At 63.1% G+C, this 14,395-nt stretch carries 15 protein-coding genes; 12 read left to right on the forward strand and 3 right to left on the reverse strand.

Features of this window, described 5'->3' with window-relative positions:
- The first annotated feature begins 12 nt into the window (after positions 1–12).
- From ACB031_RS13375 to ACB031_RS13385, 3 genes are all read left to right on the forward strand, one after another.
- Entirely contained in the window at positions 13–912 is a 900-nt protein-coding gene (locus tag ACB031_RS13375) for a chemotaxis protein (RefSeq protein ID WP_005304001.1), read from the forward strand.
- A gap of 56 nt (positions 913–968) precedes the next feature.
- Complete coding sequence (locus tag ACB031_RS13380; protein ID WP_267996555.1) at positions 969–1,952, forward strand: hydrolase; 984 nt, start codon at positions 969–971, stop codon at positions 1,950–1,952.
- Positions 1,953–2,059: 107 nt separating this feature from the next.
- Complete coding sequence (locus ACB031_RS13385) at positions 2,060–2,302, forward strand: YheU family protein (RefSeq protein ID WP_005304010.1); 243 nt, start codon at positions 2,060–2,062, stop codon at positions 2,300–2,302.
- Between the two features lie 425 nt (positions 2,303–2,727).
- On the opposite strand, the gene ACB031_RS13390 is transcribed toward ACB031_RS13385, so the two are convergent.
- Entirely contained in the window at positions 2,728–4,074 is a 1,347-nt protein-coding gene (locus ACB031_RS13390; RefSeq protein ID WP_005304013.1) for a UDP-glucose/GDP-mannose dehydrogenase family protein, read from the reverse strand.
- A gap of 221 nt (positions 4,075–4,295) precedes the next feature.
- On the opposite strand from ACB031_RS13390, the gene arnB reads away from it, so the two are divergent.
- From arnB to ACB031_RS13435, 9 genes are all read left to right on the forward strand, one after another.
- Positions 4,296–5,432, forward strand: a complete 1,137-nt coding sequence (arnB, locus tag ACB031_RS13395; protein WP_005304016.1) for a UDP-4-amino-4-deoxy-L-arabinose aminotransferase — start codon at positions 4,296–4,298, stop codon at positions 5,430–5,432.
- 6 nt (positions 5,433–5,438) lie between these two features.
- Complete coding sequence (gene arnC, locus ACB031_RS13400; RefSeq protein ID WP_201892860.1) at positions 5,439–6,416, forward strand: undecaprenyl-phosphate 4-deoxy-4-formamido-L-arabinose transferase; 978 nt, start codon at positions 5,439–5,441, stop codon at positions 6,414–6,416.
- Entirely contained in the window at positions 6,416–8,407 is a 1,992-nt protein-coding gene (arnA, locus tag ACB031_RS13405) for a bifunctional UDP-4-amino-4-deoxy-L-arabinose formyltransferase/UDP-glucuronic acid oxidase ArnA (protein ID WP_371139749.1), read from the forward strand. The genes arnC and arnA overlap by 1 nt, the downstream gene beginning before the upstream one ends.
- A complete protein-coding gene (gene arnD, locus ACB031_RS13410; RefSeq protein WP_371139750.1) occupies positions 8,400–9,299 on the forward strand; it encodes a 4-deoxy-4-formamido-L-arabinose-phosphoundecaprenol deformylase in 900 nt (299 codons plus the stop codon). The genes arnA and arnD overlap by 8 nt, the downstream gene beginning before the upstream one ends.
- Before the next feature lie 69 nt (positions 9,300–9,368).
- Positions 9,369–11,012 carry a lipid IV(A) 4-amino-4-deoxy-L-arabinosyltransferase gene (gene arnT, locus ACB031_RS13415; RefSeq protein WP_371139751.1) on the forward strand — a complete coding sequence of 548 codons (1,644 nt, stop codon included), beginning with the start codon at positions 9,369–9,371 and terminating at the stop codon, positions 11,010–11,012.
- Positions 11,012–11,356: an EamA family transporter gene (locus ACB031_RS13420; RefSeq protein WP_005304030.1), complete on the forward strand. Its 345-nt coding sequence runs from the start codon at positions 11,012–11,014 to the stop codon at positions 11,354–11,356. The genes arnT and ACB031_RS13420 overlap by 1 nt, the downstream gene beginning before the upstream one ends.
- Positions 11,353–11,766, forward strand: coding sequence for a 4-amino-4-deoxy-L-arabinose-phosphoundecaprenol flippase subunit ArnF (gene arnF, locus ACB031_RS13425; protein WP_126882488.1), 414 nt, complete (start codon positions 11,353–11,355; stop codon positions 11,764–11,766). Before ACB031_RS13420 ends, arnF begins: the two co-directional genes overlap by 4 nt.
- A 166-nt stretch (positions 11,767–11,932) precedes the next feature.
- A complete protein-coding gene (locus tag ACB031_RS13430; protein ID WP_010634905.1) occupies positions 11,933–12,802 on the forward strand; it encodes a phosphoribulokinase in 870 nt (289 codons plus the stop codon).
- 15 nt (positions 12,803–12,817) lie between these two features.
- On the forward strand, positions 12,818–13,351 hold the full coding sequence (locus ACB031_RS13435; protein ID WP_010634906.1) for a DUF4136 domain-containing protein: 534 nt from the start codon (positions 12,818–12,820) through the stop codon (positions 13,349–13,351).
- Positions 13,352–13,413: 62 nt separating this feature from the next.
- Here ACB031_RS13435 and ACB031_RS13440 read toward each other — a convergent pair whose 3' ends face one another.
- Both ACB031_RS13440 and ACB031_RS13445 read right to left on the reverse strand, forming a co-directional pair.
- Complete coding sequence (locus ACB031_RS13440) at positions 13,414–13,710, reverse strand: MliC family protein (RefSeq protein ID WP_005304042.1); 297 nt, start codon at positions 13,708–13,710, stop codon at positions 13,414–13,416.
- A gap of 49 nt (positions 13,711–13,759) precedes the next feature.
- On the reverse strand, positions 13,760–14,164 hold the full coding sequence (locus tag ACB031_RS13445) for an OsmC family protein (protein ID WP_005304045.1): 405 nt from the start codon (positions 14,162–14,164) through the stop codon (positions 13,760–13,762).
- Positions 14,165–14,395 lie beyond the last annotated feature (231 nt).

Genomic DNA, 14,395 nt, shown 5'->3' on the forward strand with positions numbered 1-14,395 from the left:
AGGACATCTGCCATGAAAAGCAAGGCCAACCAATCCCAGGGCATGTTGCTGTTTCATCTCTCGGCCAAGCAATCCTTCGCCATCGGCACCCTCAAGGTAAAAGAGATAGTGCCCTACACCCAGCTGACGGCCATGCCGCACTCGCACCCGACCGTGCTCGGTGCCGCCAGCATGCGTGGCACTACCATCCCGGTGATCGACATGGCCATGGCGGTGGGTTATCGCCCGATCAGCCAGGAAGAGATGCCGCACTGCTTCATCATCATCACCGACTGCCGCCGCACCCTGGTGGGCTTTCTGGTGCGCGGCATCGACAAGATCACCGAATGCAACTGGCGCGACATAGCGCCGCCCCCCGCCTCCCTCGGCCACAACGTGTTCGTGACCGGCGTGACCCGGGTCAATGACCAGCTGATCCAGCTGCTGGACGTGGAGCTGATCCTCTCCCGGGTCTACCCGGACGACCCCAGCCACCTCTACCCGGTGCTGACCGACGTACAGCGGGAGCGGATCAAGCCGATGCGGATACTGCTGGTGGATGACTCCTCGGTCGCCCGCCGCCAGCTGATGGCAGCGCTCGATTACATCAACATCCCCTACGAGGTGTGCACCAACGGCAAGGATGCGCTGACCCTGATGCAGACCCGGGCCGCCCAGAAGACTCCCATCGACATCCTGGTGAGCGACATCGAGATGCCGGGGCTGGATGGCTACGAGCTGGCCTTCGAGGTGCAGAGCGACGCCAAGCTGGCGGGGGCCTACATCATCCTGCACACCTCGCTCTCGAGCGAGATAAGCGTGGAGCGGGCCCACCAGGTGGGTGCTCACGAGGCGCTGACCAAGTTTGAAGCCAACGAGCTGATCCAGGCCATGCTGCGCGGTGCCGAGCACCACGACAGCCTGCCGGCCTGATCCCGACGGCGGGCAGCCCGGCTGCTCGCCGTTTCCTTTTCTGTCCCGGACCCAGCATGCTGATCGAAAGCCACTTTCACGCCCCCTGGTGGGCGCGCAATCCCCACCTGCAAACCATCCTGCCCAAGTGGCTGCGCCGCCAACCGGCCCGCTTCGTGGCCGAGCGCTTCGAGCTGGCGGACGGCGACTTCGTCGATCTCGCCTGGAGCGGCGAGATCAGCCGGGATGAGCGACCGCTCATCGTGCTGTTTCACGGGCTGGAGGGAAGCATTCACTCCCACTATGCCAAGGGGCTGTTCGCCCACCTGCAACGCCAGGGCAACGAGGCGGTGCTGATGCACTTTCGCGGCTGCAGCGGCGAGCCGAACCGGCTGCTGCAGGCCTATCACTCCGGTGCCATCGAGGATGCCCAGGCGGTGATCGCCGAGCTCGGCCGCCGCTTTCCCGGCAAGCCGCTCATCGCCATCGGCTATTCGCTGGGGGGCAACATGCTGGTCAATCTGCTGGCGCGCGCCTGCCCGAGCGAGCTAAAGGCGGCGGTGGTGATCTCGGCGCCGCTGCGGCTGGACAGCTGCGCCGATCGGGTCAATCAGGGCTTCTCGCGGGTTTATCAGCGTTATCTGCTGGGCACCATGCGCCACAACCTGCAGCAGAAGATCCGGCGGCAGGCGGCTGCCAGCGCCCGCTGGCAGCCGCAGCAGGTGCGCGCCATCGCCACCCTGCGCGAGTTCGACGAGCAGGTCACGGCGCCGCTGCACGGTTTTGACAGCGCCGATCACTACTACCAGCGCTGCTCGGGCCTAGGGATGCTGGCGCAGATCCCCATCCCCACCCTGGTGATCCACGCCGCCGACGATCCCTTCATGACCGAGGCGGTGATCCCGCAGGCGGAGCAGCTCTCCCCTATGGTGCGTTACGAGCTGAGCCGGCGGGGCGGCCACGTGGGCTTCCTGCACGGTACCCCTTGGCGGCCAAGATTCTGGCTGGAGGAGCGGATCAGCCAGTGGCTGCAGGAGCAGACTCAAGGTACGGGCCGGTAGCCATGGCGGCCGCTCTCTCACCTCATCGGCGGGCGGCCAGATAAATCCCTTGCGCTGGCCGACCACAGATAGACAATACCCGCTCTCTGGTAACGGAAGATGAAACCATGATAATCCCCTGGCAAGAGCTGGATGCAGACACCCTCAACAACCTGCTCGAGCACTTCGTGCTGCAGGAAGGCACCGAGTATGGCGAACAGGATGTCAGTCTGGCCGACAAGGTCGACGATGTCAGAGCTCAGCTGCAGCAGGGCGTGGCGGTGATCGTGTACAGCGAGCTGCACGAGAGCGTGAACATAGTGCCCAAGGCGACCCTCGACAGGGCGCAGGTGGACGACCTACCGCAATAGCCTGCCCATTGCCGTTGCGGGCCTGCCACCCTGGCCGCCCTTCTCCCTGTCTGTTCCCGCCGGATCTCCCCGCACCCGATAAAACAACATGGCCCTGCGCGACTGCGCAGGGCCATGTTGACTGGCATTGCTGCCATCTTGCCGAATCTTGTTCATGCCGGTTCTGCAAACACCTTGCGCCCCTAGCGCGGCCTGTCCTGTCTCCCCGATAGCAGATAACGACAAGGTTGACCGCAATAATTAAGCGCCGGGTCATATCGACAAAATAGAATAAATAAAGTGAAGCGCTTCACAATATTAAATTATGATGACAAAACTCGCCCTCACCATAAAAATAGTGAGAGCAATATCTCGCTTCAGCCAATATCCAGCAGATTAATCCGCCACACAGCTGATTATTGATGGCGGCCCAATATGACAAGATGTTATTTCATTACCGATTCGCCCCGGCCTATGGCGTAATAATGGAACCCATGATCTTTCATGCGACCCGGATCAAACAGATTGCGACCATCCACGATCAGGGGTCGCTTCAACGCCTGCTTGATGGCGGCAAAGTTGGGGGCCTTGAAATGGTTCCACTCGGTGCAGATCACCAGGGCATCCGCACCAAACAGGGCGGCCTCCTTGGTGCCCATCAAGCGCAGCTTGTCGCAGTTGCCGTAGATCTGCTGGGCCTCCTGCATCGCCTCGGGATCATAGGCCTGCACGATCGCACCGGCCTGCCACAGCGCCTCCATCAGGGCCCGGCTCGGCGCCTCGCGCATGTCGTCGGTGTTGGGCTTGAACGCCAGCCCCCACAGGGCGATGGTCTTGCCTGCCAGGGTCTCCCCTTCGGAGCGGAAGAACGCTGACAGCAGCTGAAACAGCCGCGATTTTTGCAATTCATTGACCCGCTCCACCGCCCGGATCAGCGGCGTGTCGTACTCCAGCTCCTGGGCCGTGGCCAGCAAGGCTTTGACATCCTTGGGAAAACAGGAGCCGCCATAGCCACAACCCGGGTAGATGAACTGATAGCCGATGCGCTGATCCGAGCCAATCCCCTGGCGCACCATCTCGATGTCGGCGCCGACCCGCTCGGCCAGTCCGGCCATCTCGTTGATGAAGCTTATCTTGGTGGCCAACATGCAGTTGGCGGCGTACTTGGTCAGCTCGGCGCTGCGCACATCCATGAACAGGATGCGGTCATGGTTGCGGTTGAACGGCTCGTAGAGCTCGCGCATCAGCTGACGGGAGGCCTCGTTGGCGGTGCCCACCACGATGCGATCCGGCCGCAGGCAGTCCTGGATGGCGGAGCCCTCTTTCAGGAATTCGGGGTTGGAGACCACGTCGAAGGCGAACGACTGATCCCGCTGCTGCAGGATGCTCTTCACCCTGGCGGTCACCTTGTCGGCGGTGCCCACCGGCACGGTCGACTTGTTGACTATGATGACGGGCCGGTCACGATGCCGGGCAATGGTTTCGGCCACCGTCAGCACGTGGCTGAGATCGGCGGAGCCATCTTCCCCCGGTGGCGTCCCCACCGCCAGAAACTGCACATCACCGTGTTCGACGGCCTGTACGGCATCCGTGGTGAACACCAGGGCGCCGCTCTTGATGTTGCGTTGCAGCAGGGTGTCGAGCCCGGGTTCATAGATAGGGACATGACCGTCCATCAGGGCAGCCACCCGCTGTTCATCGACATCGACACAGATGACCTGGTGACCGACGTCGGCCAGCACGGTGGCCTGAACCAGGCCCACGTAGCCACTTCCAAATACAGTAATGTTCATATTGATACAACCAGAATGTCAGAGAATTTGTAATTTGGAAAAACAGTAGGTTTAGGGGGTTATAAATATTTATCACACTACCTAAGATGTCCGCACCAGTTAATTGTTACCAGCTGTTTCTGGACCATTGCAGGCCCGCTTTTATATCCGTATGTTGAGTAAAACAGTTTGGGGGAGCCCAATTTAATGGGCACTGATTAATATTCTTTGTTGGATCTCATATGCAAGATTTTCTGCCATTTTCACGGCCAGCCATGGGCGATGCCGAGATAAGTGCTGTCTGTGATGTATTGAAATCGGGCTGGATCACCACGGGCCCGAAGAATCATGAACTGGAGCAGCAATTCTGCCACACCTTCGGTTGCCAGCATGCCGTCGCCCTCTGCTCCGCCACCGCCGGTATGCACGTCACCCTGATGGCGCTGGGCATTGGCCCGGGAGACGAGGTGATCACCCCCTCCCAGACCTGGGTCTCCACCATCAACATCATCACCCTGCTGGGGGCCGAGCCAGTCTTCGTCGACGTGGACCCGGATACCCTGATGACCAGCGCCGAGCTGATCGCCCCGCTCATCACCGCCAGGACCAAGGCCATCATCCCGGTGCACTATGCCGGCGCCCCCATCGACCTGGACCCCATCCTCGAGCTGGCCGGCCGGCACGGCATTCCGGTCATCGAAGATGCCGCCCACGCGGTCGGTACCCGCTATCGGGAGCGCTGGATCGGCGCCAGCGGCACCGCCATCTTCTCCTTCCACGCCATCAAGAACATGACCTGCGCCGAAGGGGGCATGCTGGTGACCGACGACAAGGCGCTGGCAGACAAGGTGCGGATGCTCAAATTCCACGGCCTGGGAGTGGATGCCTTTGATCGCATGAGCCTGGGCCGCAAGCCGCAGGCGGAGGTGATCACCCCGGGCTTCAAATACAACCTGGCCGACATCAACGCCGCCATCGCCCTGGTGCAGCTGGCACGCCTGCCCGAGCTCAATGCCAAACGGGCCGAACTGGTGGCCCGCTACCAGGAGCGGCTGGCCGGCCTGCCGCTGGCCCCCCTCGCCGTGCCAGGCTACCCCCACCTGCACGCCTGGCACCTGTTCATGGTGCGGGTCGATCCCGAGCGCTGCGGCCTCGATCGGGATCAGCTGATGCAGGCGCTGCAGGAGCGCGGCATCGGCACCGGTCTGCACTTTCGGGCAGCCCACACCCAGAAGTACTACCGCGAACGCTACCCGACTCTCAGCCTGCCCCATACCGAGTGGAACTCCTCACGCCTGTGCACCCTGCCACTCTTCCCGGACATGACGCTGGCCGACGTTGACCGCGTGGTCGCGGCCCTTATCGACATATTGGAGTAACCAAACGTGAACAACACTGACATCAAGCTGGTTTCGGTGGTCATCCCCGTCTACAACGAGGAGGCCAGCCTGCCCGTGCTGCTGAGCCGGGTCACAGCCGCCTGCGATCAGCTGTCGCAGGATTACGAGGTGATCCTCATCGACGACGGCAGCCATGACGGCTCCACCGAGCTCATCAGCGAAGCCGCCGCCCGCGAGGGCAGCAAGCTGGTCGGGGTGCTGCTCAACCGCAACTACGGTCAACATGCCGCCATCATGGCCGGCTTCGAGACCGCCAAGGGGGATCTGGTGATCACCCTGGATGCGGATCTGCAGAACCCGCCGGAGGAGATCCCCCGCCTGGTGGAGGCCGCCATGCAGGGCTACGACGTGGTGGGCACCATGCGCCGCAACCGCCAGGACTCCTGGTTTCGCAAGACCGCCTCCAAGCTCATCAACAAGTCGGTGCAAAAGGCCACTGGCGTGCACATGAGCGACTACGGCTGCATGCTGCGCGCCTATCGCCGCCACATCATCGACGCCATGCTCTGCTGCCAGGAGCGCAGCACCTTCATCCCCATCCTGGCCAACAGCTTCGCCCGCCGCACCATAGAGCTGGAAGTGGGCCATGCCGAGCGGGCCCATGGCGAGTCCAAGTACGGGCTGATGCACCTCATCAACCTGATGTATGACCTGGTCACCTGCATGACCACCACCCCGCTGCGTCTGCTCAGCATCGTCGGCAGCGTGGTGGCGGGTATTGGTTTCGTCTTCTCCATCCTGCTGATCCTGATGCGCCTGGTAATGGGCGCCGACTGGGCCGCCGATGGCGTCTTCACCCTCTTTGCCATTCTCTTCACCTTTGTCGGCGTGCAGCTGCTGGGCATGGGGCTGCTGGGAGAGTACATAGGCCGCATGTACACAGACGTGCGCGCCCGTCCCCGCTACTTCATCCACCGGATCGTGCGCACCGCCACCACCCCTTCGCAACAGGAAGCTGAATAATGAAAGTCGTCGTCTTTGCTTATCACGATATCGGTTGCACCGGCATCGAGGCCCTGCTCGAGGCAGGCTATGAGATCCAGGCCGTCTTCACCCACGCCGACGATCCGGGCGAGAACCGCTTCTTCGGCTCGGTCGCCCAGCTCTGCGCCGAGCACAACCTGCCGGTCTACTCCCCCGAGGACGTGAACCACCCGCTCTGGATCGAGCGCATTCAGGAGATGGCGCCCCAGGCCCTCTTCTCTTTCTACTACCGCAACATGCTCAAGCAGGCGATCCTCGACATCCCGACCGTCGGCGCCTTCAACCTGCACGGCTCCCTGCTGCCCGCCTACCGCGGCCGCGCCCCCATCAACTGGTGCCTGGTCAACGGCGAGACCGAGACCGGCATCACCCTGCACCAGATGACCGCCAAACCCGATGCCGGTGCCATCGTCGCCCAGCAGGCGGTGACCATTGCCGACGACGACACCGCACTGACCCTGCACGGCAAGGTGCGTCTCGCCGCCCGGGCGCTGCTGGAGCAGGAGCTGCCCAAGCTGCGCGCCGGCGACATCCGCCTCACCCCGCAGGATGAGAGCAAGGCCAGCTACTATGGCCGCCGCACCCCGGCCGATGGCGAGCTGCACTGGCACCGCCCGGCCCGCGAACTGCACAACCTGGTGCGCGCCGTCACCCAGCCCTACCCGGGCGCCTTCAGCTTCGCCGGTGATCGCAAGCTGACGGTGTGGAAGAGCCACTGGCTGGCCCAGCAGAGCGACAAGCAGCCGGGCACCATCCTGAGCCAGGAGCCGCTGCGCATCGCCTGCGGTGAAGGGGTGCTGGAGATAGTGGCCGGTCAGGCCGAAGGGGGGCTCTATGTGCGCGGCGCCCAGCTGGCCCGTGAACTGGGGCTGGTGGAAGGGATGAAAATCGGCGCCAAGGCAAGCAATGCCCTGCGCAAGGCGCGGCTGACCCGGGTGCTGATCCTCGGCGTCAACGGCTTCATCGGCAACCACCTGACCGAGCGCCTGCTCCAGGATGGCGGCTACGAGGTGTATGGTCTGGACATCGGCTCCAGCGCGGTGGATCGTTTCATCGGCCACCCCAACTTCCACTTCGTGGAGGGGGACATCAGCATCCACACCGAGTGGATCGAGTATCACATCAAGAAGTGCGACGTGATCCTGCCGCTGGTGGCCATCGCCACCCCCATCGAGTACACCCGCAACCCGCTGCGTGTGTTCGAGCTCGACTTCGAGGAAAACCTCAAGATCGTCCGCTACTGCGTGAAGTACCACAAGCGCATCATCTTCCCCTCCACCTCCGAGGTGTACGGGATGTGCGACGATCACAGCTTCGATGAAGACAGCTCCCGCCTCATCGTCGGCCCCATCAACAAACAGCGCTGGATCTACTCGGTCTCCAAGCAGCTGCTGGACCGCGTCATCTGGGCCTACGGCAAGAAGGAGGGGCTCAACTTCACACTGTTCCGTCCCTTCAACTGGATGGGGCCGCGTCTGGACAGCCTGGACTCCGCCCGCATCGGCAGCTCCCGCGCCATCACCCAGCTGATCCTCAACCTGGTGGACGGCACCCCGATCCAGCTGGTGGACGGTGGCGCCCAGAAGCGCTGCTTCACCGACATCGAGGACGGCATCGAGGCCCTGTTTCGCATCATCGAGAACAAGGGGAACCGCTGCGACGGCCAGATCATCAACATCGGCAACCCGGACAACGAGGCCAGCATCCAGCAGATGGCCGAGATCCTGCTCGCCAAGTTCGAGGCTCACCCGCTGCGCGACCAATTCCCGCCGTTCGCCGGCTTCAAGCTGGTGGAGAGCAAATCCTTCTACGGCGACGGCTATCAGGACGTCTCCCACCGCCGGCCGAGCATCTCCAATGCCCGCCGCCTGCTGGACTGGGAACCGACCATCGAGATGGAAGAGACCATAGGCAACACCCTGGACTTCTTCCTGCAAGGGGCTGTCACCACGGGAGTCGAGCATGACTGAGGTAGGTCTGCGGATCGACGTCGATACCTTCAGGGGGACCCGTGACGGGGTGCCCCGCCTGCTGCAACTGCTCGACAAGCATCAGGTCAAGGGGAGCTTCTTCTTCTCGGTCGGACCGGACAACATGGGGCGCCACTTGTGGCGCCTGCTAAAACCCCGCTTTCTACTGAAGATGCTGCGTTCCAACGCAGCATCCCTCTATGGGCTGGACATACTGCTGGCCGGCACCGCCTGGCCCGGCAAGTCCATCGGCAAGCAGCTCGGCTCCCTGATGCGCGACACCGACAGCGCCCATCACGAGGTGGGGCTGCACGCCTGGGATCACCACGGCTGGCAGGCCAACACAGGCCGCTGGGACGAAGCCGAGCTGATTCGTCAGACTCGGCTCGGGGTGGATGCGCTCAACCAGATCCTGGGGCGCGAAGTGGATTGCTCCGCCGCCGCCGGCTGGCGGGCCGACCCGCTCACCACCCAGGCCAAGGAGCAGTTCGGCTTTCGCTACAACAGCGACTGTCGCGGCAGCGGCCTGTTTCGGCCCCTGCTGCAGGATGGTCGCCCCGGTACCCCGCAGATCCCGGTCAACCTGCCCACCTTCGACGAGGTAGTGGGTCATCGGGTGACGGTCGACGGCTTCAACCGTTTCCTGCTGGATCAGCTGGCGACCCCACCGGCGCAGGGCCCCCACGTCTACACCATCCATGCCGAAGTGGAAGGGATCGTGATGGCGGATCAGTTCGATGCCCTGCTCGGCGACGCCAGGGCGCGCGGCATCCGCTTCGTGCCGCTCGGGGATCTGTTACCATCGGACCCGACCGGCTTACCTACCGGCCGGCTGGTGCGCGGCACCCTGCCCGGGCGGGAGGGCTGGCTCGGCTGCAAGGCCGAGGCCTGAGATGAATGACGCCACCTCGGGTGGCAGGACTAACCATCGCGCTAATCACACCATGCAACAGAGGATGTCATGACGTTGACCAAGTGGGCCCTGCCCCTGTTCTTTCTCTTCTTTTACCTGCTGCCGCTCGACCAGCGGCCGCTCTGGAGTCCGGACGAAAACCGCTACGCCGAAATAAGCCGGGAGATGGTGAGCACCGGAGACTGGGTGGTCCCCCACTTCCTGGGCCTGCGCTACTTCGAGAAGCCCATCGCCGGCTACTGGTTCAACAGCATCAGCCAGCAGCTGTTCGGTGACACCAACTTCGCCGTGCGCTTTGCCTCGGCCGCCGCCACCGGCCTCAGTGCCGTGCTGATCTTCTGGTTCGCCCTGCAGCTGTGGCAGTGCCGGCGCAAGGCGTTCCTCGCCGGGCTCATCTATCTGTCGCTGCTGATCGTCTACGGCATCGGCACCTACAGCGTGCTGGACGCCATGGTGACCCTCTGGCTCAACGCCGCCATGGTGAGCTTCTACATCATCCGCAAGGAGGGCTCCCTTGCCAGCCGGGTCGGTGGCTATCTGCTGTTCGGCCTCGCCTGCGGCATGGGCTTTCTCACCAAGGGCTTCATCGCCCTGGCGGTGCCCGTGGTGGTCATAGTGCCCTACGTCATCTATCAGCGCCGCCTGCTCGAGCTGGTGCGCTTCGGGCCGCTGGCCATCCTGAGTGCGGCCCTGCTGGCAGCCCCCTGGGCCATCGCCGTGCACCTGCGCGAGCCGGACTACTGGCACTACTTCTTCTGGATTGAGCACATCCAGCGCTTCGCCGCCGACAACGCCCAGCACAAGTCCCCCTTCTGGTACTACCTGCCCATGGGACTGCTCGGCACCCTGCCCTGGCTCGGCCTGCTGCCCAGCGCCCTGCGCAAGGGCTGGCAGGAGCGCAAGATAAACCCGGAGACCCTCTACCTGCTGGCCTGGGTGGTGTTGCCCTTCCTCTTCTTCAGCGTGGCCAAGGGCAAGCTGCTCACCTACATCCTGCCCTGCTTCGCCCCGCTGGCCATGCTGATGGCCGCCAGCGCCGTCGATCTGCTCAAGGAGGGGAAAGAGCGGGCCTTCAAGGTCAACGCCTGGCTGAACGGCCTGTTCGGCCTCATCTGCCTGATCGTGATGGCGGTGCTGGCCTTCTCCCCCCGTCACGCCGTCTATGGCGAGGAGGATCACGGCGCGCTGGCGGTGGCCATGGTGATCTTCGCCGGCTGGAGTCTGCTTGGTTTCGTTCAGCTCAAGGCCATCAGCCAGCGCTGGACCCTGAGCGCGCTCTGCCCCATGGTGCTGGCCATCGGCCTGCCCTGGGCACTGCCGCAATCGCTGATCGACTCCAAGCTGCCGGAGCGCTTCATCGAGGCCAACCAGGCCGTGCTGATGAAGTCAGGCACCCTGCTGGCCAACGACGTGGGGCTGGCCTCCTCCCTCGCCTGGGGCACCCGGCGCAGCGAGATCAACCTGTTCGACAGCAAGGGGGAGGTCCATTACGGCCTCGGCTACCCGGATGCAGCGGGGCGCTACGTGGCCCGCGCCGACTTCCCGGCCTGGCTGGCACAGGCGCGTAAAAATGGCCAGGTGGCCCTGCTGATGAAGACGGATCGCGACGGCAACACCGGGCCCGTGCCCCCCGCCGACGAGACCATCGTCAGCCACCGGCTGACCCTGCTCATCTACCACGGGGCCCAGTGATGGACATACTGCTGCTGTTGCTGGTGTGCCTGCTGACCTGCAGCGGCCAGATGCTGCAAAAGCAGGCGGTCATCAGCTGGCAGCGCCGCCCCTGCAACCACTGGCAGAAGCTGCGTTCCCCCTGGCTCATCGCCAGCGTGGCGGCCCTCGGCTGCGGCATGCTGCTCTGGATCTACCTGCTGCAGCGGCTGCCGCTCGGCATGGCCTACCCCATGCTCAGCATCAATCTGGTGCTGGTGCTGGTGGGCTCCAGACTGTTCTTTCACGAGCAGATCAGCTACCACAACTGGCTGGGGGTGGGCGCCATCATAGTGGGTGCCCTGCTGCTGGGAGGTTTGCTATGAGCAGCTGCCATCAGCAGGCGCTGAAGGGGTATCTCTACGTGCTCGGCAGCATAGTGCTGGTGACGGTGGCCCAGCTCGGCATGAAGTGGGGGGCGATCCAGTTGCCGGCCTGGCAACCGGATCTCGCCCTGATGCTGGCCCATCCGCTGCCGCTGCTGGTGATCCTGGCCGGCATCGGCTGCTATGTGCTGTCGCTGCTCTGCTGGCTGGCGGCGCTGCACTCCACCCCGCTCAACATCGCCTACCCCCTGCTCAGCACCAGCTATGCGCTGGTCTACCTGCTGGCGGTCAACATTCCGCTCTTCGCCGAGCCGCTGGAGCCGGGCAAGGCGCTCGGGGTGCTGTTTATCCTGCTGGGGGCCGTGCTGGTGGGGATCAAGCCTGCGGCTGGCAACAAGCAGGCAGACTAGTTTTTCTCTTGTTTGTCGCAAGGGCTGCCATGGCAGCCCTTTTTTCGTCTGCCGCCGATGCTGGCACGCCAGCGAAGCAGTTGCGCGGCGGTACTGTCAGACCGCACACTTGACCGTACTCGGAACATGCCCTTATAACGGAAACTCCCAAGGAAGAGAGAATTCTATGTCGGCCAAGCATCCCATCATTGCGGTTACCGGTTCGTCCGGTGCCGGCACCTCCACCTCCACCATCGCCTTTCGCTCCATGTTTCATCAGCTCGGTTATCAGGCGGCCGTGGTGGAAGGGGACAGTTTTCACCGCTACACCCGCCCGGAAATGGACGTGGCGATCCGCAAGGCACGCGAACAGGGGCGCCACATCAGCTATTTCGGTCCCGAGGCGAACGACTTCGGCCTGCTGGAGAGCTTCTTCCAGGAGTACGGCCAGAACGGCAGCGGCCAGTATCGGCGCTACCTGCACAGCTTCGACGAGGCGGTGCCCTTCAACCAGATGCCGGGCACCTTCACCCCCTGGCAGAACCTGCCGAACGACACCGACCTGCTGTTCTACGAGGGGCTGCACGGCGGCGTGGTCACCGAGGATCACAACGTGGCCCGCCACGTGGACTTTCTCATCGGGGTGGTGCCCATCGTCAACCTGGAGTGGATCCAGAAGCTCATTCGCGACACCTCGGAGCGCGGTCATTCCCGCGAAGCGGTCACCGACTCCATCGTCCGCTCCATGGACGACTACATCAACTTCATCACCCCCCAGTTCTCCCGCACCCACATCAACTTCCAGCGGGTGCCGACGGTGGACACCTCCAACCCCTTCAGCGCCAAGGTGATCCCGAGCCTGGACGAGAGTATGCTGGTGATACGGTTTCGCGGCATCAAGCAGGTGGACTTCCCCTACCTGTTGTCGATGATCGACGGGTCCTTCATGTCGCGGATGAACACCATAGTGGTGCCGGGCGGCAAGATGGGCTTCGCAATGGAGCTGATCCTGCGCCCGCTGATCCAGCAGCTGCTCGAAACCGGCAAGATCACCTGAGCCAAGGAGCTGACGATGCGGTTAGCATTTATCTCTGTGGGATTGGCCGCCCTGCTGGGCGGCTGCAGCAGCGGCCCCGCTGCACCGACCCTGGAGGCGGGCACCATGGTGGTGCGCCCGGCGGCCAGCTGGCCGTTCGGGGCGACACCGCGCTATGCGCTGGCCGAGCAGTTCCAGTATGCCGGCGACAGCGCCGAGGGCTGGCTGGAGCCGGTCCAGCAGGCGGTCAACCAGGCGCTGGGCAGCAAAGGGTGGCAGAGCGTGCCCCTCGACGAGGCCGACCTCTGGGTCGCCATCGGGGTGGCCGGCAGCAAGGATCTGAGCGACGGCGAGATCTTTGCCCGGCTCGGCATGACGCCCGGGCTGCAGGCCAAGGCCGATGCCCGCAAGGGGACCCTGGCCATAGTGCTGCTCGACCGGCGTACCCAGCAGGCGGTTTGGAGCAGCGCCATCTCCCTGGCCAGCGACGTGGCCATCGCCGAAGGGGATCGCCAGCAGCTGAGCCGGCAGCTGGCTGCCAAGATGCTCGACTCCCTGCCCACCCGCTGAGCTCTTCCTTTGAATGCAAAACGGCCTGCATCAAGCAGGCCGTTGCGATCACACCATGACAGTCACTTGCGCTGGCAAGTCAGCAGGGTTACCCCTTTCTGGCTGAGGATGGCCTGCTTCTCCTGGTTCCAGAAGGTGGTGACACCGTCGGAATACTTGGCACCGGACTCCGCCTCGACCCGGCCCAGCTTGTGGTAGACGCCGGCATAGGGGAACTGCACCATGTCGGCCTGGGCGTCATAGGTCACGGCCAGCATCTCTTCACCACACTGGTACTGGTTGAACTGGTATTGGGTCGGCTGCGGCATGCTGCAGGCCGCCAGTCCCAGCAGGGGGAGCAACACTATCATTTTTTTCATTGCACTTTCCTTATGTCATGGCGTTATTCGATCGGAATAATCACGGCTATCAGGCTTCAACAATTTGATAACTATGGGTAATTTCTACCGCTTTTTCCAACATCAGGGAAACTGAACAATATTTTTCCATCGACAGATCCACCGCGCGGGCCACCTGTTTCTCGGCCAGCCCCTTGCCGGTCACCACGAAGTTGAGGTGGATCTTCTCGAACACCCGCGGTACCGAGTCAGCCCGCTCTCCGGCCAGCTCCACATGACAGGCGGTCACGGATTGACGCGCCTTCTCCAGAATGGAGACCACATCAATTGAGCTGCAACCACCCACCGCCAGCAGGATCATCTCCATCGGGCTGGCACCCTCGCCGGGGTTGGCGCCGTCCAGGATCACCTGGTGACCGGACTCACTCTCGCCCACAAACTTCATGCCTTCCACCCAGCTGACCTTGGCTTTCATTTCACTTTTCCTCTTGATGACGACAGATCTGACCGACATAGCATACCCCAGACGGCGCGACAGCGGCACATATCCGCCATTTTCACGAACTTCCGGGCTAACTAGATCAAAATCAACATCTGATGCCCCCAGCTTCCTTACAATGGCGAACGGAGCGCAGCAGGGGTTGCAAGGGGAGCTGGCAAAAGCCCTCAAAGCCTTGTCAGCACAGACAAAGGCTCTTATCCTACT

It is taken from the genome of Aeromonas sp. S8(2024) (assembly GCF_041403085.1).
Taxonomy (GTDB): domain Bacteria; phylum Pseudomonadota; class Gammaproteobacteria; order Enterobacterales; family Aeromonadaceae; genus Aeromonas; species Aeromonas dhakensis.